The sequence below is a fragment of the Caenispirillum salinarum genome (genome assembly GCF_044803115.1).
Taxonomy (GTDB): Bacteria; Pseudomonadota; Alphaproteobacteria; order Rhodospirillales; family Rhodospirillaceae; genus Caenispirillum; species Caenispirillum salinarum_A.
This window is the reverse complement of sequence record NZ_CP085224.1, coordinates 4,625,808-4,648,196: the sequence shown is the minus strand read 5'-3', so window position 1 is coordinate 4,648,196 and position 22,389 is coordinate 4,625,808. Positions and strand designations below refer to the sequence as shown.

18 protein-coding genes are annotated in these 22,389 nt (G+C 68.4%); 9 read left to right on the top strand and 9 right to left on the bottom strand.

What is annotated here, in order from left to right; all coding sequences use genetic code 11:
* Nucleotides 1-33 precede the first annotated feature (33 nt).
* The 4 genes from uvrC to LG334_RS21500 form a co-directional block, all read right to left on the bottom strand.
* Entirely contained in the window at nt 34-1,986 is a 1,953-nt protein-coding gene (gene uvrC, locus LG334_RS21515; protein ID WP_404381356.1) for an excinuclease ABC subunit UvrC, read from the bottom strand.
* Nucleotides 1,987-2,469: 483 nt separating this feature from the next.
* On the bottom strand, nt 2,470-2,895 hold the full coding sequence (gene folB, locus LG334_RS21510; protein WP_404381354.1) for a dihydroneopterin aldolase: 426 nt from the start codon (nt 2,893-2,895) through the stop codon (nt 2,470-2,472).
* Between the two features lie 134 nt (nt 2,896-3,029).
* A complete protein-coding gene (locus LG334_RS21505) occupies nt 3,030-3,830 on the bottom strand; it encodes an SDR family oxidoreductase (RefSeq protein ID WP_404381352.1) in 801 nt (266 codons plus the stop codon).
* Nucleotides 3,827-4,801 carry a calcium/sodium antiporter gene (locus LG334_RS21500; RefSeq protein WP_404381350.1) on the bottom strand — a complete coding sequence of 325 codons (975 nt, stop codon included), beginning with the start codon at nt 4,799-4,801 and terminating at the stop codon, nt 3,827-3,829. The genes LG334_RS21505 and LG334_RS21500 overlap by 4 nt, the downstream gene beginning before the upstream one ends.
* 366 nt (nt 4,802-5,167) lie before the next feature.
* On the opposite strand from LG334_RS21500, the gene LG334_RS21495 reads away from it, so the two are divergent.
* The 3 genes from LG334_RS21495 (at nt 5,168) to LG334_RS21485 (ending at nt 7,711) form a co-directional block, all read left to right on the top strand.
* Nucleotides 5,168-6,523 (top strand): glutamine synthetase family protein, encoded by a 1,356-nt coding sequence (locus LG334_RS21495; RefSeq protein WP_404381348.1) that lies wholly within the window; start codon nt 5,168-5,170, stop codon nt 6,521-6,523.
* Nucleotides 6,524-6,558: 35 nt separating this feature from the next.
* Nucleotides 6,559-7,149, top strand: a complete 591-nt coding sequence (locus tag LG334_RS21490) for a c-type cytochrome (protein WP_404381346.1) — start codon at nt 6,559-6,561, stop codon at nt 7,147-7,149.
* Between the two features lie 109 nt (nt 7,150-7,258).
* The gene (locus LG334_RS21485; RefSeq protein WP_404381344.1) at nt 7,259-7,711 is read left to right on the top strand and encodes an iron-sulfur cluster assembly scaffold protein; all 453 of its coding nucleotides are present in this window, start codon (nt 7,259-7,261) and stop codon (nt 7,709-7,711) included.
* A gap of 75 nt (nt 7,712-7,786) precedes the next feature.
* Here LG334_RS21485 and LG334_RS21480 read toward each other — a convergent pair whose 3' ends face one another.
* From LG334_RS21480 to LG334_RS21465, 4 genes are all read right to left on the bottom strand, one after another.
* A complete protein-coding gene (locus LG334_RS21480; RefSeq protein WP_404381342.1) occupies nt 7,787-8,491 on the bottom strand; it encodes a response regulator in 705 nt (234 codons plus the stop codon).
* Between the two features lie 62 nt (nt 8,492-8,553).
* Nucleotides 8,554-11,451 (bottom strand): ATP-binding protein, encoded by a 2,898-nt coding sequence (locus LG334_RS21475; RefSeq protein ID WP_404381340.1) that lies wholly within the window; start codon nt 11,449-11,451, stop codon nt 8,554-8,556.
* Nucleotides 11,448-12,221: an endonuclease/exonuclease/phosphatase family protein gene (locus LG334_RS21470; protein WP_404381338.1), complete on the bottom strand. Its 774-nt coding sequence runs from the start codon at nt 12,219-12,221 to the stop codon at nt 11,448-11,450. Before LG334_RS21470 ends, LG334_RS21475 begins: the two co-directional genes overlap by 4 nt.
* Nucleotides 12,222-12,244: 23 nt before the next feature.
* Nucleotides 12,245-14,470 (bottom strand): VTT domain-containing protein, encoded by a 2,226-nt coding sequence (locus LG334_RS21465; protein WP_404381336.1) that lies wholly within the window; start codon nt 14,468-14,470, stop codon nt 12,245-12,247.
* Nucleotides 14,471-14,910: 440 nt separating this feature from the next.
* Between LG334_RS21465 and LG334_RS21460 the strand changes: the two genes are divergently transcribed.
* Entirely contained in the window at nt 14,911-15,435 is a 525-nt protein-coding gene (locus LG334_RS21460) for a GNAT family N-acetyltransferase (protein WP_404381334.1), read from the top strand.
* A 21-nt stretch (nt 15,436-15,456) separates the two neighbouring features.
* Here LG334_RS21460 and LG334_RS21455 read toward each other — a convergent pair whose 3' ends face one another.
* Nucleotides 15,457-16,674 (bottom strand): class I SAM-dependent rRNA methyltransferase, encoded by a 1,218-nt coding sequence (locus tag LG334_RS21455; protein WP_404381332.1) that lies wholly within the window; start codon nt 16,672-16,674, stop codon nt 15,457-15,459.
* Nucleotides 16,675-17,015: 341 nt separating this feature from the next.
* Between LG334_RS21455 and ccoN the strand changes: the two genes are divergently transcribed.
* The 5 genes from ccoN (at nt 17,016) to ccoG (ending at nt 22,357) form a co-directional block, all read left to right on the top strand.
* Nucleotides 17,016-18,491 (top strand): cytochrome-c oxidase, cbb3-type subunit I, encoded by a 1,476-nt coding sequence (ccoN, locus tag LG334_RS21450; protein ID WP_404381330.1) that lies wholly within the window; start codon nt 17,016-17,018, stop codon nt 18,489-18,491.
* 13 nt (nt 18,492-18,504) lie between these two features.
* A complete protein-coding gene (gene ccoO, locus LG334_RS21445; RefSeq protein WP_404381328.1) occupies nt 18,505-19,236 on the top strand; it encodes a cytochrome-c oxidase, cbb3-type subunit II in 732 nt (243 codons plus the stop codon).
* 12 nt (nt 19,237-19,248) lie between these two features.
* Entirely contained in the window at nt 19,249-19,419 is a 171-nt protein-coding gene (locus LG334_RS21440; protein ID WP_009538855.1) for a cbb3-type cytochrome c oxidase subunit 3, read from the top strand.
* A 1-nt stretch (nt 19,420) separates the two neighbouring features.
* On the top strand, nt 19,421-20,287 hold the full coding sequence (gene ccoP, locus LG334_RS21435) for a cytochrome-c oxidase, cbb3-type subunit III (protein ID WP_404381325.1): 867 nt from the start codon (nt 19,421-19,423) through the stop codon (nt 20,285-20,287).
* A gap of 579 nt (nt 20,288-20,866) precedes the next feature.
* On the top strand, nt 20,867-22,357 hold the full coding sequence (ccoG, locus tag LG334_RS21430; RefSeq protein WP_404381323.1) for a cytochrome c oxidase accessory protein CcoG: 1,491 nt from the start codon (nt 20,867-20,869) through the stop codon (nt 22,355-22,357).
* Nucleotides 22,358-22,389 lie beyond the last annotated feature (32 nt).

Sequence of the window (22,389 nt, the reverse complement as noted above, 5' to 3'; positions counted from 1 at the left end):
GCCCCGGCGGCGGGTGCGGGCATCCTATCTTGCTCACCCCTCCGGGTGAAAGTGGTCATAAATCTTTCTCGCCAGCGCGGCGGAAATGCCCTCCACGCTTTCCAGGTCGCGCAGCGCCGCCTCGCGCACCCCGCGGGCGGAGCCGAAGTGGTGCAGCAGGGCCTTCTTGCGCCGCGCGCCGATGCCCGGCACGTCCTCCAGCCCGGTCCGCGTGATGTCCTTGGACCGCCGCGCGCGGTGGGTGCCGATGGCAAAGCGGTGCGCCTCGTCGCGCAGGCGCTGGAGGAAGTAGAGCACCGGGTGGCGCATGGGAAGCTGGAAGGGCTCGCGTCCCGTCATGAAGAAACGCTCGCGGCCGGCGTCGCGGTCCGGGCCCTTGGCGATGGAAACCAGCGTCACGTCCTCCACCCCCAGGTCGTCGAACACCTCCTGCACCACCTTCAACTGCCCCTGGCCGCCGTCGATGAGCACCACGTCCGGCCACTGGCCCCGGTCGCGGTCGGGGTCTTCCTTCATGGCGCGGGCGAACCGGCGGGTCAGGACCTCGCGCATCATGGCGTAGTCGTCGCCGGCGGCCTCGGCGTTCTTGATGTTGAACTTGCGGTAGCTGTTCTTCATGAAGCCCTCGGGCCCCGCCACGATCATGCCGCCGATGGCGTTGGAACCCTGGATGTGGCTGTTGTCGTAGACCTCGATCCGCTCGGGCGTGCGCTCCATGTCGAAGACCTCCGCCACGCCCTCCAGCAGCTTGCGCTGGGCGGAGCTTTCCGCCAGCCGCCGGCCGAGCGCTTCCTCGGCGTTGCGGCGCGCGGTGGCGACCATGGCGGCGCGGTCGCCGCGCTTGGGAACGTGCAGGCGGACTTTGCGCTCGGCCTTGGCGGACAGGGCCTCGGCCATGAGCGGCGCCTGCGGCAGGTCGTGGCTGAGAAGGACCTCCTTCGGCGGCTCCTTGTTGTCGTAGAACTGGCCGATGAAGGCTTCCAGCACCTCGCCGGGCTCCGCGTCCTGGCTGTGGGCCGGAAAGTAGGCGCGGTTGCCGTAGTTCTGCCCGGCGCGGAAGAAGAACACCTCGATGCACGCCTGCCCGCCGGCCTGGTGGATCGCCATGACGTCGGCGTCCGGGGCGCTGGGCAGGTTGACCTCCTGGTGGCTCTGGATGCGCGTCAGCGCCCGGATGCGGTCGCGGTACATGGCCGCTTCCTCGAACTCCAGGTTCTCCGACGCCGCTTCCATGCGCTTGGCGAGCGCCTGCTGGATGCGCGCGCTCTCGCCGGCCAGGAAGGCGCGGGATTCCTCCACCAGCTCGCCATAGTGCTCGCGGCTGACGCGGTCGACGCAGGGGGCGGCGCAGCGCTTGATTTGAAACAGCAGGCAGGGGCGCGTGCGGCTGGAAAAGACGCTGTCGCTGCACGTGCGCAGCAGGAACGCCTTCTGCAGGTGGGTCAGCGTCTGGTTGACGGCGCCGGCGCTGGCAAAGGGGCCGAAGTACTGGCCGGGAATGCTGCGCGCGCCGCGATGCTTGATGATGCGCGGGTAGTCGTGGCCTTCCGTCACCACGACGTAGGGGAAGCTCTTGTCGTCGCGCAGCAGGATGTTGTAGCGGGGCTTGAGGCGCTTGATGTAGTTGCTCTCAAGCAGCAGCGCCTCGACCTCGGTGCTGGTGACGACGATCTCCATGGCCGCCGTCTCGGTCACCATGCGCTGGAGCCGCATGGGCAACTGCGCGATGCGGGTGTAGGCCACCACGCGCTTTTTCAGGTTCTTGGCCTTGCCGACATACAGCACGTCGCCCTTGGCGTTCATCATGCGGTAGACGCCGGGCTTGTCGGGCAGGGTTTTCAGCGTGCGCGAAATGACCGCCACGCCGCGCGAAACGGCGTCCGGCGCCTCGTCGGGTGCCAGGTCGGAGTCCACCACCCGGATATCGGCGGCCGGTTCGGTCGCAAGCGTGGCGGCAGTCTTCTGGTCTGTCTCGGGCGCGCTCATGAAGGCAATCTTGGTCAGGGGCTGTTCAGGGTCAACGGTCGGCGGAGGCGGTCGCGCTCAGGGCGGAGCGCGGGGGCATCAGGCGGAAAAAACTACGCCGTCAGACATATCCACGGAGCCTGTGGAAAACTTTGTGAATAGCTTTGGGGCATCTTGCTCCGACCCGCAGGACTCTTGGAGTCTTACCGCCTTGCACAAAAAATGTGCGAACATCGGAACCCCTTGATTCTCCTGGGTTACGGAAAGTTCGAGGGGATCATGATCTTCCATCTTGACAGGGATATTGCGGTTTGGCAGCCGCCGCCATGCCCTGTGCACAACCCTGCGTCCGAGGACTGGACATGCGCGAATCGGCAGGTTTCCGTAATCTTTCGATCGAACTTTCGGCGGAACCGCCTAATCCAATCGCGCGTTGGTAGCGAATCACGTCGATCAACCCGCCGCCGCCTCGCAGTGCCGGGCCGCAATTCGTCGCGCAAACGATCACGCCAAAGTGTTGAAGCGCTCGATTTCGACACCGACCGACGTGACATCCTCGAACACGTCCAGCTTCTCCACCCGCACCCGGACGGAACGGATGCGCGGGTCGGTCAGGCAGCTTTCCGCGATCCGCTCGGCCATGGTTTCCACCAGGTTGACATGGCGGTCGAGCACCACGTCGCGCACGCGCTCGCGAATCTTTTCGTAGCAGACCACTTCCGCCAGGTCGTCATGGCGCGGCCCTTCGCCTTCGCGCACCGCCAGGTCCAGGTTGATGCGCACGCGCTGGGGGGTTTCGTGCTCGTGCTTGTAGACGCCGATGCTGGCGACCACCACCAGGTCGCGCAGGAACACGTGGCGCAGGCCGGACTGGGCGCTGGCGATGGCGGAGGGGAACGGCGTGACGGCGGGGGTTGCGGGCATGGGCATCCGGTCCGGTTGAGGGCGCGGCGGCGGCCGGGCGGAAAGGCTCGGCCACGCGGGCGGGCGGCGCGGAACGCGCGATATAGGGCGGACCGGCCGATCCGCCAGGGCGACAGGCCCCGGCACCCTTCCGCCGGAGTCTACTCCGCGATGGACTGGGGGGCCTTGCCTTGGTGCGGGTCCTGGCTCCAGGCAAGGTGCTGGCCGCCGTCCAGGGCAATCATTTGCCCGGTCATGGCCGGGGCTGCAAGAATAAACCGCACGGCGTCGCAGACCTCTTCCGGCGTCGTGCCCCGTTCCAGCGGCATGGAGGCACTTTGCGCGTCGAACTGCTCCTGGCTCTGGCGCGGGCTGGGGAGCGTCGGGCCGGGGCCGATGGCGTTGACGCGGATGCGCGGCGCAAGGGCCAGGGCCAGCGTCTGCGTCAGGGTCCACAGGCCCGCCTTGGACAGGGTGTAAGTGACGAAATGCGGGGTGAGGTTCCACACCCGCTCGTCGATGACGTTGACGACGCAGCCGTGGTTCGGAGCCTCCACCTGCCGGGCGAAGGCCTGGGTCAGCACGAAGGGGGCGCGCAGGTTGGCCTCCATGTGCAGGTCCCACGACTCGCGCGTCGCCCCGTCCCAATCGTCGTATTCGAACACCGACGCATTGTTGACCAGCGCCCCCAGCGGCCCCAGCGCCCTGGTGGCCTGGCCCACAAGGTCCGCCACGTCGGCTTCCCGGCCAAGGTCGGCTTGCAGGGCGACGGCGCGGCGGCCCTTGGCCTCGACCTCGGCGCAGACGGCTTCGGCCTCTTCGGGGCTGGAACGGTAATGCACGGCGACGTCCCAGCCGTGATCGGCCAGGTCCAGGGCGATGGCGCGGCCGATGCGCTTGGCGCTTCCGGTGATCAGCACCGTGCGCGGGGACGGACCGGGCTTGCGGGGAGTGTTGGTCATGTGAACAGTTTATCCACGCCGATGAACAGGACAGCGATATAGGCCGTGTAGCCTGCCAGCAGGAAACCGCCCTCCGCCCGCGACAACTGTCGGCCGGACAGGAAGAAGGGCACCAGCAGCAGGGTGACGGCCAGCATGACCCATACGTCGAACTGCATCACCTGGACCGGCGTCTGCGACGGTTTCACCAGCGCCGCCGCGCCCATGACGCCCAGAATGTTGAAGACGTTGGAGCCCACCACGTTGCCGAGCGCCACGTCGTTGTGCTTCTTGATCGCCGCCGCGACGGCCGTCGCCAGTTCGGGCAGCGAGGTGCCGATGGCGACCATGGTCAGGCCGATGACCTCTTCCGGCACGCCCCAGTCCCGCGCGATGGAGGTGGCGCCAATCACGAGAAGGCGGGCGCCGCCGATGACGCCGGCCAGCCCGATGAGGGTGGCGCCGATGATGGTCGCCCAGCTTTTGTGCTGCAGGGTGGACAGTTCCTCCACCTCTTCCAGCGCCGCCTGGGATTCGGCCGATGTCTTGCGTTCGCGGAAGTAGGACCACAGCAGGTAGGTCGCGAGCGCCGCCAGCATGACGCCGCCCTCCCAGCGCACGACGCCCCAGCCCCACATGAAGAACACCAGCGCCAGCGTGGCGCCGATCAGCACCACCGATTCGCGGGCGAAGGCCTTCATCTCGGCATGCACCGGCTGGATCAGCGCCGCAAAGGCCAGGATCAGCATGATGTTGGCAATGTTCGACCCGATGACGTTGCCGTAGACCAGGCCGCCGGCTCCGGTCATGGCGGCCTGCACGGCCACAACCAGTTCCGGTGCCGAGGTGCCGAAGGCCACCACCGTCAGGCCGATCACCAGGGGCGAGATCCCCAGGCGGTCGGCCATGGCGACGGCGCCGCGCACCAGCGCCTCGGCCGCGGCCACAAGCAGCACGAGGCCGGCGATGAAAAACACCCAGTCCATCAGCATCGGATATTGCTCTCGTCGGAGGTCGTTTCGGTCGGAGTGCCCGCCGGAGACGGCGGGACGGCGGAAGGTCACGGCATACAGGACCCGGTGCCTCGACGCGCGCCCGGCGGGCGGGTTGAGGGGAGGGGCAGAGTGCCGGAACCATGGGCACCCCGGCCCGGCAAGTCAAGCGGGAGCGCCCGCCGGCAGAGCCCGCGGGGCCGCTCCGGCTGTCAAATAAATTCACCAGCCGATTGACAGCCCGAGACGCGGCAGGCCACCCTTGAGGCCGATAACAAAGCGTGCCGCGCCGGCGTGTGTGTTCGACATATGCGACGCTCCGGCCGTCGCGGCCCATCAAGACAGCCGACAGGGAGTTTCCCCATCATGAAAGCCGGTGTCGAGGAACTGACCAGTTTCCTGGCCGATCATCCGGACGTGGAATACGTCGACGCGATCCTGTTCGACCTCTGCGGCATCGTCCGCGGCAAGCGCTATCCGCGCCAGGACGCCAAGGGCCTGTACGAGAACGGCATGCAGATCCCCTTCAGCGTCTTCCTGCTGGACGTCACCGGCGACTGCCCCGACGCCGGCGGGCGCGGGTTCTCGGACGGCGACCCCGACGGCATCGCCGTGCCGGTGCCGGGCACGCTCAAGCGGGTTCCCTGGGCGCGCGTGCCCTCGGCCCAGGTGCTGCTGACCATGACGGAGCAGGACGGATCGGCCAGTTTCCTGGACCCGCGCGTGGTGCTCCAGGGTGTCGAGAAACGCCTGCGCGACGACGGGCTGCACCCGGTCACGGCGCTGGAGCTTGAGTTCTACCTCATCGACCGCCAGCGCATGTCCGACGGCGGCCCGCAGTTCCCCATCGCGCCCGACACCGGCCAGCGCGACAAGAACACCCAGGTCTACGGCATGTGGGAAATCGAGTCCTACGCCGCCGTGCTGCGCGACATCGAATACGGCTGCAACGTTCAGGGCGTGCCCTGCTACACGGCATCGAGCGAATATGCGCCGGGGCAGTTCGAGGTCAACCTGCGGCACGTGGCCGACGGCGTGGCGGCGGCCGACCACGCCAGCCTGCTCAAGCGCGTGGTCATGGGCGTGGCGGAGAAGCACGGCTTCGAGGCCACCTTCATGTCCAAGCCCTTCACCCACATGGCGGGCAACGGGCTGCACATCCACCTGTCGCTGTGCGACGAGGACGGCAACAACCTGTTCGACGACGGGTCCGACACGGGCAGCGAGATGCTGCGCTGGGCCATCGGCGGCATGCAGGCGACCATGGCCGAGGGCATGGCGCTGTTCTCGCCCAATGCCAACGGCTACCGCCGTTTCGCGCCGAACCTGTATGTGCCGGTGGGGCGGACCTGGGGCGTCAACAACCGCTCGGTGGCCTTCCGCGTGCCGGCGGGCGCCGGGCCGACGCGGCGGGTGGAGCACCGCGTCTGCGGTGCCGACGCCAATCCGTACCTGGCGCTGGCGGCGGTGATGGTGGGTGCGCACCACGGCATCACCAACAAGATCGACCCCGGCCCGGCCAACACCGGCAACGCCGGCGAGCACCTGGACCCGGACGTGCCCTGGACCTGGCGCTCGGCGCTGGCGCGGCTGGAGGCGGCAGAGGTGCTGCCGGGCTACATGGGGGCTGAATACCTGGGCCTCTACCACGCGACCAAGACGGCGGAGCTGGAGAAGTTCCAGAGCGTCATCACCCCGCACGAGTTCGCCTGGTACCTCTGAGGGACCCATCTGGAACAGGGGGATGCGCGACGGCGTTGCAGAAGGAGCCCCTTCTGCAATCGCCGGAGCGCACCATGAAAGTCGTCGGCACCGTCATCGCCACCCTGCTGGTCCTGGTCGTCATTGCGGCGATCATCATGTTCACCGGCGTCTACAACGTCGCCGCCACCGACAAGCACACGGGGCTGGTCAACTGGGTCCTGGCGACCACGCGCGTCAACTCCGTGCGCACCCGCGCCGAGGATATCCCGGTGCCGGGCGACTTGGCCTCGCCGGACCGTATCGCCGCCGGAGCCGGGGCCTACGACAAGATGTGCGTGGCGTGTCACGGGGCGCCGGGCGTCGATGCCATGGGCTTCGCCGACCACATGATGCCCAAGCCGCCGGAAATGGGCCATGTGGCCGAGTTCTGGGCGCCGGCGTCCATCTACTGGATTCTGGACAACGGCTTCAAGATGACCGGCATGCCCGCCTGGGGGCCGATCGAGGAGGCCGAGGAACTGTGGGACATCACGGCGTTCGTGGAGGCCTACCCCGACATCGACGCCGCGCGCTATCAGGAACTGATCGCCCGCGCCGGCGGACACGAGCGCGGTGACGAGGGCGCGGCGGCCGGCGCCGAATAGGCGCCGCCTCCGGGGATGCGGGCCGCGCGGGATCTCCCCATGTTGGGCAGGGGTGGTGTAGACTGCCGCCTTTACCGTTGGCCTTTGCTCAGCATGACCCGGGGTGGGGATGAGTTCCGAAACCGCGATGATCGACCTGTTCAGCGACAAGCTGAAGGAATATTCCCGTCAGGTACGGGAGGACCGCCGTCTTGAGAGCCCCGACGCCTCGGCGGAAAAGGTGAGCCGCCTGTGCGGCAGCCGCATCACGGTCGACGTCGCCCTGGACAATGCCGACCGCCTGACCGGCTTCGGCTATGCGGTTCGCGCCTGCGCGCTGGGCGAGGCGGCGACGGCCATTCTGGCCGCCAACGCCGTCGGCCGCTCGGTCGAGGAACTGGACCAGGTGGCCGAGGCCATGCGCGCCATGCTCAAGGAAGACGGGCCCCTGCCCGGCGGCGACTGGCAGGAATTGGAATACCTGCGCCTCGTGCGCGACCTAAAAAGCCGCCACGGCTCGGTCATGCTGCCCTTCGACGCGCTGCGCGCCGCGCTTGATGACGCGCGGGCGAAGCGGGGGTAGTCGGCTGACGGGGTCCACCTGCGGTGTCGGCAGCCCCTCGCAACGGCGATCACCACCCGGCCGGCGGCCCCGCGCTCACACCGAAATCTGCAACCGGTATCCCACCGCCGGCTCGGTGATGATGAGGCGGGGGCGGGAGGGATCGGCCTCCAGCTTCTGACGCAACTGGCCGATGTAGACGCGCAGATACTGGGTCTCTTCCACATAGGCCTCGCCCCAGATGTCACGCAGAAGCTGCTGGTGGGTGATGACCTTGCCGGGATGCTGGGCCAGTGCGCGCAGCAGGTCGTATTCCTTGCGCGACAGCTTCACCGGCGATCCTTCCACCGTCACCAGCCGCTTGGCGAGGTCGATGCTCACCCGCTCGGTCTCCAGCACCGGGTCGTCGCTGGCCTCCGGTCCGATGTGGCGCAGCGCCGCGCGCATGCGGGCCATCAGCTCCGCCATGCCGAAGGGCTTGGTGATGTAGTCGTTGGCGCCCCGGTCGAGCGCGCCAACCTTGTCGCTTTCGTCCGAGCGCACCGACAGCACGATGATCGGCATGGACGACCACTCGCGCACCCGCTCGATCACCTCCATGCCGTCCATGTCGGGCAGGCCCAGGTCCAGCACCGTCAGATCCGGCTTTTCCACCGTCGCCGCCTTGATGGCCGAATTGGCATCCTCGGCCTCCACCACCTGGTAGCCGTGGGCGGTCAGGCTCGCCTTGAGGAAGCGGCGGATCTGCGGTTCGTCGTCGACGATGAGGACTTTTGCGGTTCCCGTTGCGTCGTTGGGCATGGTGGCGGATGTCTCCGGTTGGTCTTGCTTTTGGTCCAGGTCTCGTGAACGGTGCGGCCCGATCAGTTGGCGGGCAGGTGTTCCGGCGGTGCGTCGACCCCCTCCAGGTCGGCGGCCGTGGGCGTGCGGACCGGCAGGCGCACCCGGAAGGTGCTGCCGTTCTCGCCGTCGCTTTCCGCCTCGATGGTGCCGCCGTGACCTTCGACGATGCCCTTGCATATGGCAAGGCCGAGGCCGGTGCCGGCCACCACCCGGTCGCGCGAGTAGACGCGGAAGAACTTGTCGAAAATGCGCGCGCAGTGCTCGGCGGGGATGCCGATGCCCTGATCGGTGATCTCGATGACGATCCATCCGTCCTCGGCACGCCCGCGGATGGTGATGGTCGATCCCACCGGCGAATACTTCACCGCGTTGTCCAGCAGGTTCATCAGCACGTGCTCCATGAGCACGAAATCCACCTGGAACAGCGGCAGCATGGGCGGAATGTCGAGCGCGACGTGCACTTTCTCAAGCCGCCCCTCCATCCGCTCCAGCGTGGTGCCCACCAGGTCGTCCAGGTCGGTCCACTGCGGCCTTGGCACGGTGGCGCCTGCTTCCAGCTTGGTCATCTGCAGCAGGTTGCCGACGAAACGGTTGAGACGTTCGGCCTCTTCCAGCACGGTCTTGAGAAGGTCGCGCTGCACGTCCTCGGAATAGGACCGGCCGTAGGTCAGCAGGCTGCTCGTCGACCCGATGATGGAGGCCAGCGGCGTGCGCAGGTCGTGGCTCAGCGACGACAGGAGGGCCGAGCGCATGGATTCGGTCTCGGCCACCACGCGCACCGTTTCCACCTCGCGGTTCAGGTGCATGCGCTCCACCGCCACGGCGGAGAAGCCGGCCAGGCTGTCGAACTGACGGCGGAAGCTGGCGCGGCGCAGGATCATGGGGTCGGGGGCCTCCACCACCAGCACGCCGATGACGCCGCCGCCCGTGCGCAGGGGCTGGAACAGGTAGCCGGCGTTGCTGTGGACCGTCGTGCCGCGCCCGGCAGGCTCGCCGTAGCGTCGCACCCACGAGGCGATGCGCCAGGCTTCCTCGTCCAGGGTGCCGCCCTCCGGCCAGGCGGCGCACAGTTCCTCGGCCTCCGCGTCCGATCCCGTGGGGCCGGGGTCGGCCTCGGCCACCATGCGCCGGGGCAGCAGGATCATCACGTTGACGTTCAAAAGGTCGCGCATCTGCGCCGAAATGGCCGACATCACCTTGGCCGGGTCCGAGGTGGCGGCAATTTCGCGCGACAGGTGGTAGAGCGCACCCGTGTGCCGCTCGCGCCGCCGCGCCGCCTGGGCCTGGTCGTGAAGGCGCCCGGCCAGGTTGGCGGCGATGGCGGCCAAAACCAGATAGATCGCGAGCTGGAATATCTGCTCGGGCCTGTTGGGGGTCAGGGCGAACTGGGGCTCGACGAAGAAGAAGTTGAACATCGCCAGCCCCAGCACCGACGTGAACAGGGCCGAGGCGAAGCCGTAGGCGGTGGCGGCGTAGACCACCGCCATCAGCATGATGATGGACAGGCTTTCCGCCGGCAGCAGGGGGTCGAGCACCTTGATCAGCCCGGCCGCCATGCAGGCGGCGACGGCGCCGGCCAGGTATTCGTGGAACCACGGCCGCCCCTCGTCGATGCGCCAGGGCAGGGCGAAGGCGTCCACGGTCATCTCCGGGCCGGGCACGATGTGCACCCCCAGGTTCCGGAAGCGCTCCAGCAACTGGTCGGCGAAGGGCCGCCGCCACAGACGCCGCAGGCCGCGCACCGGCGGGCGGGCGACCACCACTTCCGTGATGCGGTGGGTGCGGATGAACTCGCTCACTTCCTCCAGCAGGTCGGGGCCGCCCAGCGGCACGACCTCGGCCCCCAGATGGTCCGCCAGGTGCAGGCTTTCCGTCACCTCGCGCTGGATGGCCTGGGGCAGGCGGTGGTTCCAGGCGGTGTCCACATAAGCGACGAACCAAGCCGCGCCGTTGCGGTCGGCCAGTCGGTGGCCGTCCTGCACCAGGCGCTCGGGCCGGCCGACGTCGGACAGCAGAACCAGGATGCGCGGCGCCGGCTCGGGCTCAACGGCCGGGGTCTCGGTGTCGACGCCCGCGCCCTCCGACCACTGCTCCAGCGACTGGCGATGGACGTGCCGGGCGGTGACGCCGATGGCGGTTTCGCGCAGCAGCGTCAGGCAATCCACGGCGTAGATGGGCGCCAGCGTCTCGTAGTCGTCGTCCGAGAGCATCAGGCTGCGGCTCTCGAACCGGTCGGCCAGGTCCTCGGGGGCGGCGTCCACCAGTTCGATCTGGTCGGCCTTCTCCAGCAGGGTTTCCGGCAGGCTCTCCTCGCGCGGGATGAGCGCCAGCACGCCGATGCGGTCGCGTGCGCCGTCCAGGTGGGCCGCCGAGAGGGCGCAGTAGACGTCGATGCCGCGCTCCAGGATGGCGTCGATGGGCGACCCCGCGCCGGTGTCCAGCCGGGCGATCTGGCGGTTGATGCCGCGCAGGCCCTTGATGACCACCACGTCGGGATCGTGGCGCAGCAGGTCCTCGGGGTCGTCACAGCGCACGATCAGGGCGTCGCTGTCCTGGATTTCCGACGGCAGGTCGCGCAGGTCGCCGGGCATGAGCAGGCCGATGACCGGCCGGTTGGCGCGGTCGGGAGCCTCGCGGCGCAGGCGGTGGATGGTGTCGATATGGGCCGCCAGCACGGTCGGCACGGTCGCGGCGCCGGGCGCCACGCCCAGGAACAGCTTGAGGCGCCCGCGGCGGCCGGCGTCATGCTCATCCAGCGCCGCCGCGGCGGCGGCCGGGCCGTGATGGGCCGGTCCTTCCTGTGCCCGCGACGCGCCCGGAGCCGGCGCCGCGGCGGCGAACGGCGGCGAGGCCGGGCGCGGTGGCTCGTGGGTGCCGATGGCGGCGGGGCGGCTGTCCTGCGGGCGCTCGGTGGTCATGCCTCGATGGTCCGGCGGCTTGCAATGGTCACGGCGGTGTCGGCCTCGTCCTCTTCAACGCGCGAGGGGGCGGGATCGGGCAGCTCCAGGTCCGCCACCACCGGCAGGTGGTCGGAGGCCTGGCGCGCCAGGGGCGACTTGTGGGCGCGCACCGGTCCGGCAAAGGTGTCCGGCACCGCCCATATGCGGTCCAGCGCCAGGAACGGCAGGTGCGCCGGAAAGCTGGCGGGCGACAGGCGGCATCCGAAGCGCGGCCCCAGGTGCCGCAGCGCCGCGACGTCGGGCCACCAGCTGTTGAAGTCGCCCATGATGACGGCCGGCGCATCGCCCCGCGCGGCCATCAGGTCGCCCAGTGTGGCATGCTGGCGCGCCCGTTCCCAGACCCTCAGGCCCAGGTGGGTGGTGATGACCCGCAGCCGCTGGCCGCGCACCGACAGGTCGGCGACCACGGCCCCGCGCGGCTCGTAGGGCGCGATGGACAGGTCGACGCGGCGCACGCCCAGCACCGGCCAGCGGGTCAGCAGCACGTTGCCGAAGCGGCTTTCCCGCAGGATCACGTTGGGCCCGGCGATGGCGGTCATGCCCGTCGCCTCCGCCAGGTAGGAGAACTGGTCGGGCACGCCGTCCAGGTCGGGCTTGGCGGCAACCTCCTGCAGGCCGACCACATCGGCGCCCGTCTCCAGGATCACCTCGGCGATGCGCGCGGGGTCGTAGCCCCGGTCGTTGCCGATGCAGGAATGGATGTTGTAGGTGGCGACGCGCAGGCGCATGGGGCCTTCCGTTCTCCTGTCCGCTATCCGCGTCCGGCCCGGTCGCGGGCCTTCTGGCGACGCGAGACCAGCCGCTGAAGCCCGACGCTGACCAGGAACCACAGCACCAGGCAACCCACCAGAACGATGATGCGCGCCGGCGTCGGGTCCTGGATCAGGCCCATGATGCTCGACCCCAGCAGGGTCATCACCGCGATGCCCGGCAGCATGCCCAGCAGCGTCCCCAGGATATAGTCGCGAAATCCCACATGGCTCGCGCCCGAAACCAGATTGATGATCAGGAACGGCGCCACCGGCGCCACCCGCAGGAACACCACGGCCACGATACCGCGCCGGCCCAGCGCTTCGCTCAGGCGGTTGACCGTGGCTCCGGCGTAGCGCCGCACCAGCCGCTTGCCCAGCAGGTGCCCCAGCCCGAAGCTGATGACGGCGGACAGAATGGCGCCGGTGCTGGCGTAGACAAATCCCATCGCCGGACCGAAGACCATTGCCGTCACCGTGATCAGGACGGTGATGGGGAAGCCTGCCAGCCCCAACGCCACATACCCGCCAAGCACGGCCAGCGGCGTCCACGGCAACCCGCGCAGGGCGACCGCCCGGTCGTAGAAGACCCGCGGGTCCAGCCCCTCCCGCAGCGGCGTCAGTTCCCACAGGGCGATGACGGCGGCGAGGACGGCGACGATGAAGAAGCCGGTCCACAGATGGCGCGACAGGGGCTTGCGCGAGGGTCCGACGGGCGGCTCGGGCACCTGCTCGGCCAGGAAGCGGTCCAGGTCGATGGGTTCTTCCGGGTCGCCGATGCGGTTGAGCAGGGCCACGCCCTCGTTGGGTTCGGCCAGGCTGGCGTCCACGGGAACCAGGGTCCGCGCCGGATTGCGCTCCGCCAGCGCGTCGATGGCCGTCACCAGCGATCCGCCGGATTCCGCCAGGGCGCCGGCGACGGCTTCGCGCGGGCAGCCCAGGTGCTCGGCCAGCAGGCCGTCGCGCCAGCGAGCCAGCGCGTCCCGGTCTTCGCGCCGCGTCGCCTCGACGGTGGTGTTGGTCTCGGTGTCGAGGCCCATGGAGCGGTTGGCGAGGTTGGCGCTGCCGATGGTCATGACGCGGTCGTCGACGATCATCAGCTTGCTGTGAACCTTGACGTCGTGGCTTTCGCCGGCGTCGTCGCGGATCACCGGGGCCAGAAGGCGGATGCGGTCGCCGGCGCCGGTCTCGGCCAGCCGCGCCATGAAGGTGGCGCGGCCGACGCCCATGGTGGTCTCCTCCAGCCAGTCCATGGCGGTGCGGGGGCCGACCATGACCACTTCCAGGTCGGGATTCTCGCGCAGGCGGCGGACCAGGGCATCGGCGACGCAATCGGCCGTCAGGTACTGGTTCTCTATATAGAGGGATCGTTCGGCGCCCTCGATGGCGGCGCAATAGAGGTCGCAGACCTCGCGCACCGCGTCCCAACGCTTGCCGGCGGGGCGGGTGCGGCTGATGCCGACGGGGACGGACCGCAGGCGCGGCGGCACGTCATCCGGCCACAGGCGCCGTCCGCTCGCCTGCGGAACGGGGCGCAGCAGGCGGCTGGTGGCGTGGTGCCAGCGTTCCCGCGCCAGATCGCCCAGCGCCCGCGCCGCCGCGCCGTCGACCATGAGCGTGGCATCATGCACGGGCGGATAGGCCTCGCCGCCCGGGTCGCGCCGGCGCGGGTCGCTCAGGCGGTGGTCCGGCGTGTCCCAGCGGCGGATGGTGACGTCCATGCCACCGCAGAAGGCCAGGGCGTCGTCGATCACCACCACCTTCTCGTGGTGGCTGGCTTCCATGGGCAGGCTGTCGTCGAGGTGCAGGTGGACGCGGTCCGGCGTCGTCCAGCCCAGCGTGACGGTGGGCAGGGGCTCCCGGTCGAGCGCATAGAGAAGCGTGTAGTCCCACAGCAGCACATGGACGTTGAGGTCGGGGCGGCGCTCCACCAGCCAGGTGAGCAGTTCCCGCAGCAGGCGCGGGGCCTCGTCGCCCGGTTCGGGCGCGGCGTCGGGGCCGACCAGGTCGGTGCGGCCGTCGACGTCCCAGCCGACCAGCAGCACCTGTCGCTCCGCCTTGAGCAGGGCCCGCCGCAACTCGTGGAAGTAGGCGGCCGCGTCCACCAGCAGGGCCGCGCGGTCCGCCGTCTCCACGCGCCATGCGACCCCCGGCCGGTCCAGGAGGCGCGGCGCGGCGGCGGGCGGTTGGCTCAGGGGCTGGGTCGTGGCGGAATCGGGTGCTGGCAATGTCTGGTCCGTCAGGGCGGTGTCCTTCCGCTGGGGCGCGAGTGTTGCACGGTGGAGGGCCGCGCCGGCATGGCACGTCGCGATGACCCCGGCGGCGCGGACCCCCTCTGAACCTGGAGAACGTTCTTCCACGATACAAGGTTGCGGATGATGGTGCCCTGGCCGGCCTGCCCGCGGCGAAGGCAGTTGCTGCGCGTTTGGCCTAAAATTCGGGCAATGACCCGCGCGTGCTCAAGGACAGGGCAGCCGCGACAATGCCCCGGCGGCTGGCACGCCGCCTGCATCGTTGCCTGCGTGCCTTGCACGGATCGCGCCCGCAGCCATCGGCGGGTGCCGGGCAAGTAGGGCATGGGGCTTCACGGACGGGGAGAGACCGGCGTCAGACCGGCCTCCCCGTTTTCCTTTTCGCGGCGGCGACCGGGCGGTGGTATGGGAATGCCATGGTTCTGATCGCGCCCGCCCAGCCCGAGGATGCCCCCGCCATCGCCGCCGTGCATGTGGCGGCGTGGCGCGCGGCCTATGCCGGCATCGTGCCGCAGGTCGTTCTCGACAGCCTGTCGGAGGTCCAGCGCACCGCCCAGTGGCGCCGCATCCTGGCGGCCGAGGCAGGCTGGACGCTGGTGGCGCGCGACGGCGGGCGAATGGCCCCGGTGGTGGGCTTCGTGCAGGGCTGCGCCCTGCGGGATGCCGACGCGGCCCCCGGCGACGGCGAGGTCGGCGGCCTCTACCTGCGGCCGGACCGCCGGGGGCATGGGCTCGGCCGGGCCCTCATGGCGGCGGCGGTGAAGCGGCTGGCGGCGGAGGGCATGGCGCAGCTGTTCGTCTGGGTGCTGGCCGACAACCGCCCGGCGCGCGCGTTCTACGCGCACCTGGGTGGCGTCCCCGACCGCACCCAGTACGACACGATCGGCGGCAGGCGCCTGCGCGAGGTGCGCTACCGCTGGGACGCCCTGCCGCGGCTCTGATCCGGCCGGAGCCGCCGGTTCTCAATCCAGTTGGAAGGTCAGCGTCTTCAGATAGGCGCTTTCCGGCAGGGCCGGATGCACCGGGTGGTCGGCGCCGGCGAAGCCCGTGTGCAGCAGGCGGCCGTCGCGCCCGGCCTGGTGCAGGCCGCGGGTGACTTCCTCCTGGAAACGGTCGAGCGGCATGTGATGGCTGCATGATCCGCAGAGGATCACGCCGCCCGGCTCGACCAGCGCCGCGCCGAGCCGCGCCATTTTGCGATATCCCTTGGCGGCCTGCGCCTGGTCGCGCTTGGCCTTGGCGAAGGCCGGCGGATCGCAGACCACGACCCCGAAGCGCTCTCCGGCGGCGGCCAGGCGCTGCATCTCGCCGAAGGCCTCGGCCTGGGTGGTCTTCACGCGCTCGGCGAAGCCGTTGCGCGCCGCCGCCTCGGCCGCAAGCGCGAGCGGACGCTCGGCGCGGTCCACCAGCGTCACCTCGGCCGCGCCCCCTGCGGCGCAGGCCAGGCCGAAGCCGCCGGCGTAGGAATAGACGTCGATGCAGCGGCGCTCCTTCGCCAGGCCCGCGACGAAGGCCCGGTTCGGACGCTGGTCGTAAAACCAGCCGGTCTTCTGCCCCGTAGTGACATCAGCCAAGTAGGTGACGCCGTTCTCGACCAGCGCCACCGGCCCGTCGACGGCGCCGAGCGCGACGACCTGCTCCTGCGGCAGGGTTTCGAGCGCCCGCGCCGGCGTGTCGTTGCGGAGCACCACGGCGGACGGTGCGAACGCCTCCGCCAGCGCCTCCACCACCAGCGGCGTCAGGCGTTCCATGCCGGCCGTGTTCGCCTGGACGGAAAAGACGTCGCCGTAGCGGTCGACGATCAGCCCCGGCAGGCCGTCGGCCTCGGAATGGATCAGGCGGTAGTGGGGCGTGCCGTAGAGCCGGTCGCGCAGGGCGGCGGCGGCGGCGAGTCGGCGCTTGATCAGCCCGGTGTCGACGACCGTGCGCCAGTCGCGGTCCAGCAGCCGGGCGCAGATGAGGGAATGCGGGTTGAAGGTGGCGACGCCCAGGCGCTCGTCGCCGGCATCGACCACCGTCACCAGCGTTCCCGGCGGCAGGGCCTTGGCCTCGGCGGTCATCTCCACCTCGTTGGAGAACAGCCACGGCCCGCCCTGGCGGAGACGGCGGGCCCGGCCCTTCTGGATGCGCAGGTGCGGGCGGCTTTCCGGGGTGTCGACGGTGGGCAGGATATCGGTCATGGGGCGTCCTGGACAGAGGCTGAGTCGGAGCGGCGGCGGGCCCGCGTGCAACGCCGCCGGCATGATCGCGGCAGGATTGCGGCCGAGGCCGTCTTTTGGCTGGAAAATTTGTGGCATTTGCTATAGATGAAAGTCCGGCTGTCAAAAGGCCGGACCCTGTCGTGCGTGATGTTTTTGCAGATCGCGGGCGGCGGGGCAACGGTCGGAAAAGCGCCGACCGGCGCGAGTGACGCGGAAACCCGAAGGGGAGCCTCCTCGGAGGCAGGGGTTCCGGCCGATCTCGTGCCGCGTGCCATCCGCACCGGATGGGGAAGAATGTTCTGGTCGATCAAGGAGGGGTCATGACCCAAGCGACCACGGCGTACAACGCCCAGTCCGCGGCGACGCCTTACAATGAAGGTGTTATTCGCAACTTCGTCATTGCGGCGATGTTCTGGGGCGTGGTGGGCTTTCTGGCGGGCGATTTCATCGCCTGGCAGTTGGCCTTCCCGGCTCTGAACTTCGATCTTGAGTGGACGACCTTCGGGCGTCTGCGCCCGGTCCACACGTCGGCGGTGATTTTCGCCTTCGGCGGCAACATCCTGATCGGCTCGTCGCTTTATATCGTGCAGCGCACCTGCCGCACCGGCCTTTACGGCGGCGCCGCGCTCGGCAACTTCGTCTTCTGGGGCTACCAGGCGTTCATCGTCATGGCGGCGCTGGGCTACGTGCTCGGCTACACCCAGGGCAAGGAATACGCCGAACCGGAGTGGTTCGTCGACCTGTGGCTGACCGTCGTTTGGGTCGCCTACCTGACCACGTTCGTCGGCACGCTGATCAAGCGCCGCGAGCCGCACATCTACGTGGCCAACTGGTTCCTGCTGGCGTTCATCGTCACCGTCGCCATGCTGCACCTGGGCAACGGCCTCGCCGTGCCGGTCAGCTTCTTCGGCGCCAAGTCCTACACCCTGTACTCGGGCGTTCAGGACGCGATGACGCAGTGGTGGTACGGCCACAACGCGGTGGGCTTCTTCCTGACCGCCGGCTTCCTGGGCATGATGTACTACTTCATTCCCAAGCGCGCCGAGCGTCCGGTCTATTCCTACCGTCTGTCGATCGTGCACTTCTGGGCCCTGATCTTCCTGTACATCTGGGCCGGTCCGCACCACCTGCACTACACCGCGCTGCCCGACTGGACGCAGACGCTGGGCATGGTGTTCTCGGTGATGCTGTGGATGCCCTCGTGGGGCGGCATGATCAACGGCATCATGACCCTGTCGGGTGCCTGGGAAAAGCTGCGCACCGACCCTGTCATGCGCTTCCTGGTGACCTCGGTCGCGTTCTACGGCATGTCGACCTTCGAAGGTCCGATGATGTCGGTGAAGGCCGTGAACTCGCTGTCGCACTACACCGACTGGACCGTCGGCCACGTGCACTCCGGCGCGCTCGGCTGGGTGGCCTTCGTGTCCTTCGGCGCGATGTACTACCTGTTCCCGGTCCTGTGGAAGCGTTCGCAGCTCTACAGCATGCGCCTGGTCAGCTATCACTTCTGGATCGCCACCATCGGCATCGTGCTCTACATCACCGCGATGTGGATCTCGGGCATCATGCAGGGCCTGATGTGGCGCGCCTATGATGAGCTGGGCTTCCTGCAGTACTCGTTCATCGAGACCGTGGAGGCCATGCACCCCTACTACGTGATCCGCGCCTTCGGCGGTCTGCTGTTCGTGATTGGTGGCCTGATCATGGCCTACAACATGTACCGCACCATCAAGGGTGACGTGCGCACCGAGCGTCCCTATGAGGCGCCGGAAGCCGTCGCCGGCGCCCAGCAGTAAGGGGTAGGCTGACATGTCTCTCATCAAGCAACACGAGAAGATCGAGAAGAACGTCCTGCTTCTGACGCTGGGCATCTTCCTGACGATCATCATCGGCGGCATCGTGGAGATCGTTCCGCTGTTCTCGATCCAGAACACGATCGAGAAGGTGGACGGTGTCCGCCCCTACAGCCCGCTGGAGCTGCAGGGCCGCAACATCTACATCCGTGAAGGCTGCTACAACTGTCACAGCCAGATGATCCGTCCGTTCCGCGACGAGGTGGAGCGTTACGGTCATTACTCGCTGGCCGCGGAGTCGAAGTACGACCACCCGTTCCAGTGGGGCTCCAAGCGCACCGGTCCCGACCTGGCGCGCGTGGGCGGCAAGTACTCCAACGAGTGGCACACCCGTCACATGATCGACCCGCGGTCGGTCGTGCCGGAATCGATCATGCCGGGCTACCCGCACCTGGCGACCACGCCGCTCAAGTACGACGACATCGCCGATCACCTGCGCACGCTGCGCATCGTGGGCGTCCCCTACACCGATGACCAGATCGAGAACGCCGCCCTGCACCTGGAAGCCCAGGCCAACGGTGATCTCGACACGGTGACGGAGGCCTATCCCAAGGCCAACGGCGGCGACCTCGACGGCAACCCCGACATGATCACGGAAATGGACGCCCTGGTGGCCTACCTGCAGATGCTGGGCACCCTGGTCGACTTCTCCGAGTTCGATGCCGGCGAAGCCAACGCGTATCGGTAAGGCAAGGATCTGATGCTGGAAGACCTGCACAACCTGAGCGACTTCCTGCGCCAGTTCTGGGGCCTATGGCTGATGATTCTCTTCCTGGGGGTGGTGTTCTTCGCCTTCCGTCCCAAGAACAAGGGACGGTTTGAGGACGACAAGAACATCATCTTCCGGGAAGATGACGACAAGGAGCAGTGAAATGGCGGGAACCCCTGAAAAGGACGCCATTACCGGCCAGCATACCACTGGCCACGAATGGGACGGCATCCGCGAGCTGAACACGCCGCTGCCCAAGTGGTGGGTGTACGTGTTCTGGGCGACGGTGATCTTCTCGGTCGGCTATGTTTTCGCCTATCCGGCGATTCCGCTGACCAACAGCGCCACCGGCGGCTTGTTGGGCTACAGCTCGCGTGCCGAGCTGGAGACCGACCTGGTGGCGGCGCGCGCCGAGCACGCCGACAAGCTGGAGGCCATCAAGACCTCGTCCCTGGACGAGATCGTGGCCGACACCAACCTGCGCAACTACGCCATGGCCGGCGGCCAGGTGGTGTTCAAGGAAAACTGCGCGCCGTGCCACCAGTCGGGCGGCGCCGGCCAGTTCGGCTATCCCACCCTCGCCGATGACGAGTGGATCTGGGGCGGCACGCTGGACGAAATCTACACCACCCTGCAGCACGGCATCCGCTGGGACCAGAACGCGGACACGCGCCTGTCCGAGATGCCGGCCTTCGGCGCCATGGATATCCTGAGCGATTCCGAGATCGACGCGGTCACCGACTACGTCGTGTCGCTGGCGTCGGGCAACCCCAACGAGGGCACCGAGGGTGCCACCCTCTATGAAGAGCAGTGCGCCGCGTGCCACGGCTTCGAGGGTGAGGGCCAGCAGGTTCTGGGCGCGCCGCCGCTCAACAACCAGCTGTGGCTGTACTCCGGCGACCGGGATGCCGTGGAGGCTCAGATCTACGAGCCCAAGCACGGTGTCATGCCGGCCTGGGGCGGCCGCCTCGGCGAGGAGGAGATCAAGCAGGTAACCGTCTACGTCCACTCGCTGGGTGGCGGTCAGTAAGCCTGATCCCCTGGTTGCTTTGGGCGCAGGGCCCGATTGCCTCGGCAGTCGGGCCCTGTGTCTTTCCGGCGCCGGCCGTGTCGCGGCGGCGCCGTGCCCGTGGGCTGGGTTTCGGCGCCGAATCCGGTTGCCGCGGCCGCCTTGGCCCCAGCAGAAGTAGACCTTTAGGTCCTTGACGAATCGCTTATACAGGCGCATTTACTGGACCCGAAGCCGCCCGCCCGAACGGGTCGGTTTTCCCGGCCGCAGGGGCGTTTCGGACTCGGTCCATTGATCGATGTCATTTCAACCACCGTACGATCGGTGGCATGAAGAAGCACCGGCTTCTGCCGCGGCGGGAGATGCCAAGGGGCGTCGAACCGTGGGCCCGCACGGCGGGCCGCCGGCAGGGGAGACGGTCGAGCACAGCCACACCGCATACGACACATCGCAGCCGGTCCGACCGTCGCGCCACGCGCGCGCGTGCATGGCCGACATGCGGTTGATCCGGTTGCCGGCGTGGCCTGCCCGCATTATCCCTATGGTCGCCGACTGGTGTGGGGCCAAGCGGCGCAGTCATGAGAGAGAGGTCGCGATACCATGGCGGTAGCGAACGAGGTTGCGGAGAAGGCGCCCAAGCCTTCCCGTCCGTCGGGCAAGAAGCCGGAAGAAACGCAGAAGTCCTCGCTGTACGCGGCGTACGAAAAGGTGTACCCGCGCGCGATCCAGGGGACCTTCCGGAACCTGAAATGGATCGCCATGATCGTGCTTCTTGGCATCTATTTCATCGGCCCCTGGATTCCCTGGGATCGGGCGGGCGATGCCCCCGACCAGGCCATCCTCATGGACCTGGCCGGCCGCCGCGGCTATTTCTTCTGGGTCGAGATCTGGCCGCAGGAGGTCTACTACCTGACCGGCGTGCTGATCCTGGGTTCCATCGGCCTGTTCTTCGTCACCGCGCTTCTGGGCCGCGTGTGGTGCGGCTTCACCTGCATCCAGACGGTGTTCACCGATCTGTTCGTATGGGTGGAAAAGAGGCTTGAGGGCGACCGCAACAAGCGGATGAAGTTCGACAAGAGCCGGATGACCGCGCGCAAGTTCGGCATCAAGACGCTGAAGATCGCCATTTGGGCCGCCATCGCCACCGCGACCGCCTGGACCTGGATGATCTACTTCAACCCGGCGTGGGAAACCTCGGTCGACATCGCCACCGGCCAGGCATCGCTGGGGATCTACGGCTTCCTGGCCGTGATCGCCGGCGTGACGTTCCTGCTGGCCGGCTGGGCGCGCGAGCAGGTGTGCATCTACATGTGCCCGTGGCCGCGCTTCCAGGCCGCCATGTTCGACGAGGACAGCCTGGTCGTCACCTACGAGAAATGGCGCGGCGAGCCCCGCGGCTTCGCCAAGAAGGGCGAGTCCTTTAAGGACCGCGGCCACTGTGTGGACTGCACCATGTGCGTCCAGGTGTGCCCCACGGGCATCGACATCCGCAACGGCAGCCAGCTGGCGTGCATTGGCTGCGGCCTGTGCATCGATGCCTGCAACCAGATCATGGACCGCTTCAACCTGCCGCGCGGCCTGATCACCTACGACAGCACCAACAATCAGGTGGCCCGCGCCAGGGGCGAGCCGACCAAGTACCGCTTCGTCCGCGCCCGCACCATCATCTATGCGGTGATGATGGTGATCGTCACCGCGGTCATGGTGTATGGCCTGTCCACCCGCGCGACCACCGAGATCAACGTGCTGCACGAGCGGAGCCCGCTGTACGTGCCGCTGTCCGACGGCCAGATCCGCAACGGCTACACCTTCAAGGTGCTCAACATGCAGCCGGGCGACCAGACCTACACGCTGGACACCCAGGGCATCGAGGGGGCGACGCTGAACGTGGTCGGCTACACGGACGAGCCCGTAGACTCCGCGGAGCTGCCGGTGAAGGGCGACTCGGTGGGCACGTTCCGCATCTACGTCACCGCGCCGCCGTCGGCGCTGCAGGGCTCCTCGACCGAACTGGAGTTCGTCCTGACCAATCAGGCGAGCGGTGAGGTCATGGAGTATGATACGCTGTTCGCCGGTCCCGGGGCGCGCTGATGCGCGCCCCTCCGGGTCCTGGCTCGAGAGGC

Excerpts from the sequence above, each read along its gene's own strand:
- uvrC (WP_404381356.1), bottom strand. The coding sequence starts at position 1,986 with ATGAGCGCGCCCGAGACAGACCAGAAGACTGCCGCCACGCTTGCGACC.
- folB (WP_404381354.1), bottom strand. The coding sequence starts at position 2,895 with ATGCCCATGCCCGCAACCCCCGCCGTCACGCCGTTCCCCTCCGCCATC.
- LG334_RS21505 (WP_404381352.1), bottom strand. The coding sequence starts at position 3,830 with ATGACCAACACTCCCCGCAAGCCCGGTCCGTCCCCGCGCACGGTGCTG.
- LG334_RS21500 (WP_404381350.1), bottom strand. The coding sequence starts at position 4,801 with ATGCTGATGGACTGGGTGTTTTTCATCGCCGGCCTCGTGCTGCTTGTG.
- LG334_RS21495 (WP_404381348.1), top strand. The coding sequence starts at position 5,168 with ATGAAAGCCGGTGTCGAGGAACTGACCAGTTTCCTGGCCGATCATCCG.
- LG334_RS21485 (WP_404381344.1), top strand. The coding sequence starts at position 7,259 with ATGAGTTCCGAAACCGCGATGATCGACCTGTTCAGCGACAAGCTGAAG.
- LG334_RS21480 (WP_404381342.1), bottom strand. The coding sequence starts at position 8,491 with ATGCCCAACGACGCAACGGGAACCGCAAAAGTCCTCATCGTCGACGAC.
- LG334_RS21475 (WP_404381340.1), bottom strand. The coding sequence starts at position 11,451 with ATGACCACCGAGCGCCCGCAGGACAGCCGCCCCGCCGCCATCGGCACC.
- LG334_RS21470 (WP_404381338.1), bottom strand. The coding sequence starts at position 12,221 with ATGCGCCTGCGCGTCGCCACCTACAACATCCATTCCTGCATCGGCAAC.
- LG334_RS21460 (WP_404381334.1), top strand. The coding sequence starts at position 14,911 with ATGGTTCTGATCGCGCCCGCCCAGCCCGAGGATGCCCCCGCCATCGCC.
- LG334_RS21455 (WP_404381332.1), bottom strand. The coding sequence starts at position 16,674 with ATGACCGATATCCTGCCCACCGTCGACACCCCGGAAAGCCGCCCGCAC.
- ccoN (WP_404381330.1), top strand. The coding sequence starts at position 17,016 with ATGACCCAAGCGACCACGGCGTACAACGCCCAGTCCGCGGCGACGCCT.
- ccoO (WP_404381328.1), top strand. The coding sequence starts at position 18,505 with ATGTCTCTCATCAAGCAACACGAGAAGATCGAGAAGAACGTCCTGCTT.
- LG334_RS21440 (WP_009538855.1), top strand. The coding sequence starts at position 19,249 with ATGCTGGAAGACCTGCACAACCTGAGCGACTTCCTGCGCCAGTTCTGG.
- ccoP (WP_404381325.1), top strand. The coding sequence starts at position 19,421 with ATGGCGGGAACCCCTGAAAAGGACGCCATTACCGGCCAGCATACCACT.
- ccoG (WP_404381323.1), top strand. The coding sequence starts at position 20,867 with ATGGCGGTAGCGAACGAGGTTGCGGAGAAGGCGCCCAAGCCTTCCCGT.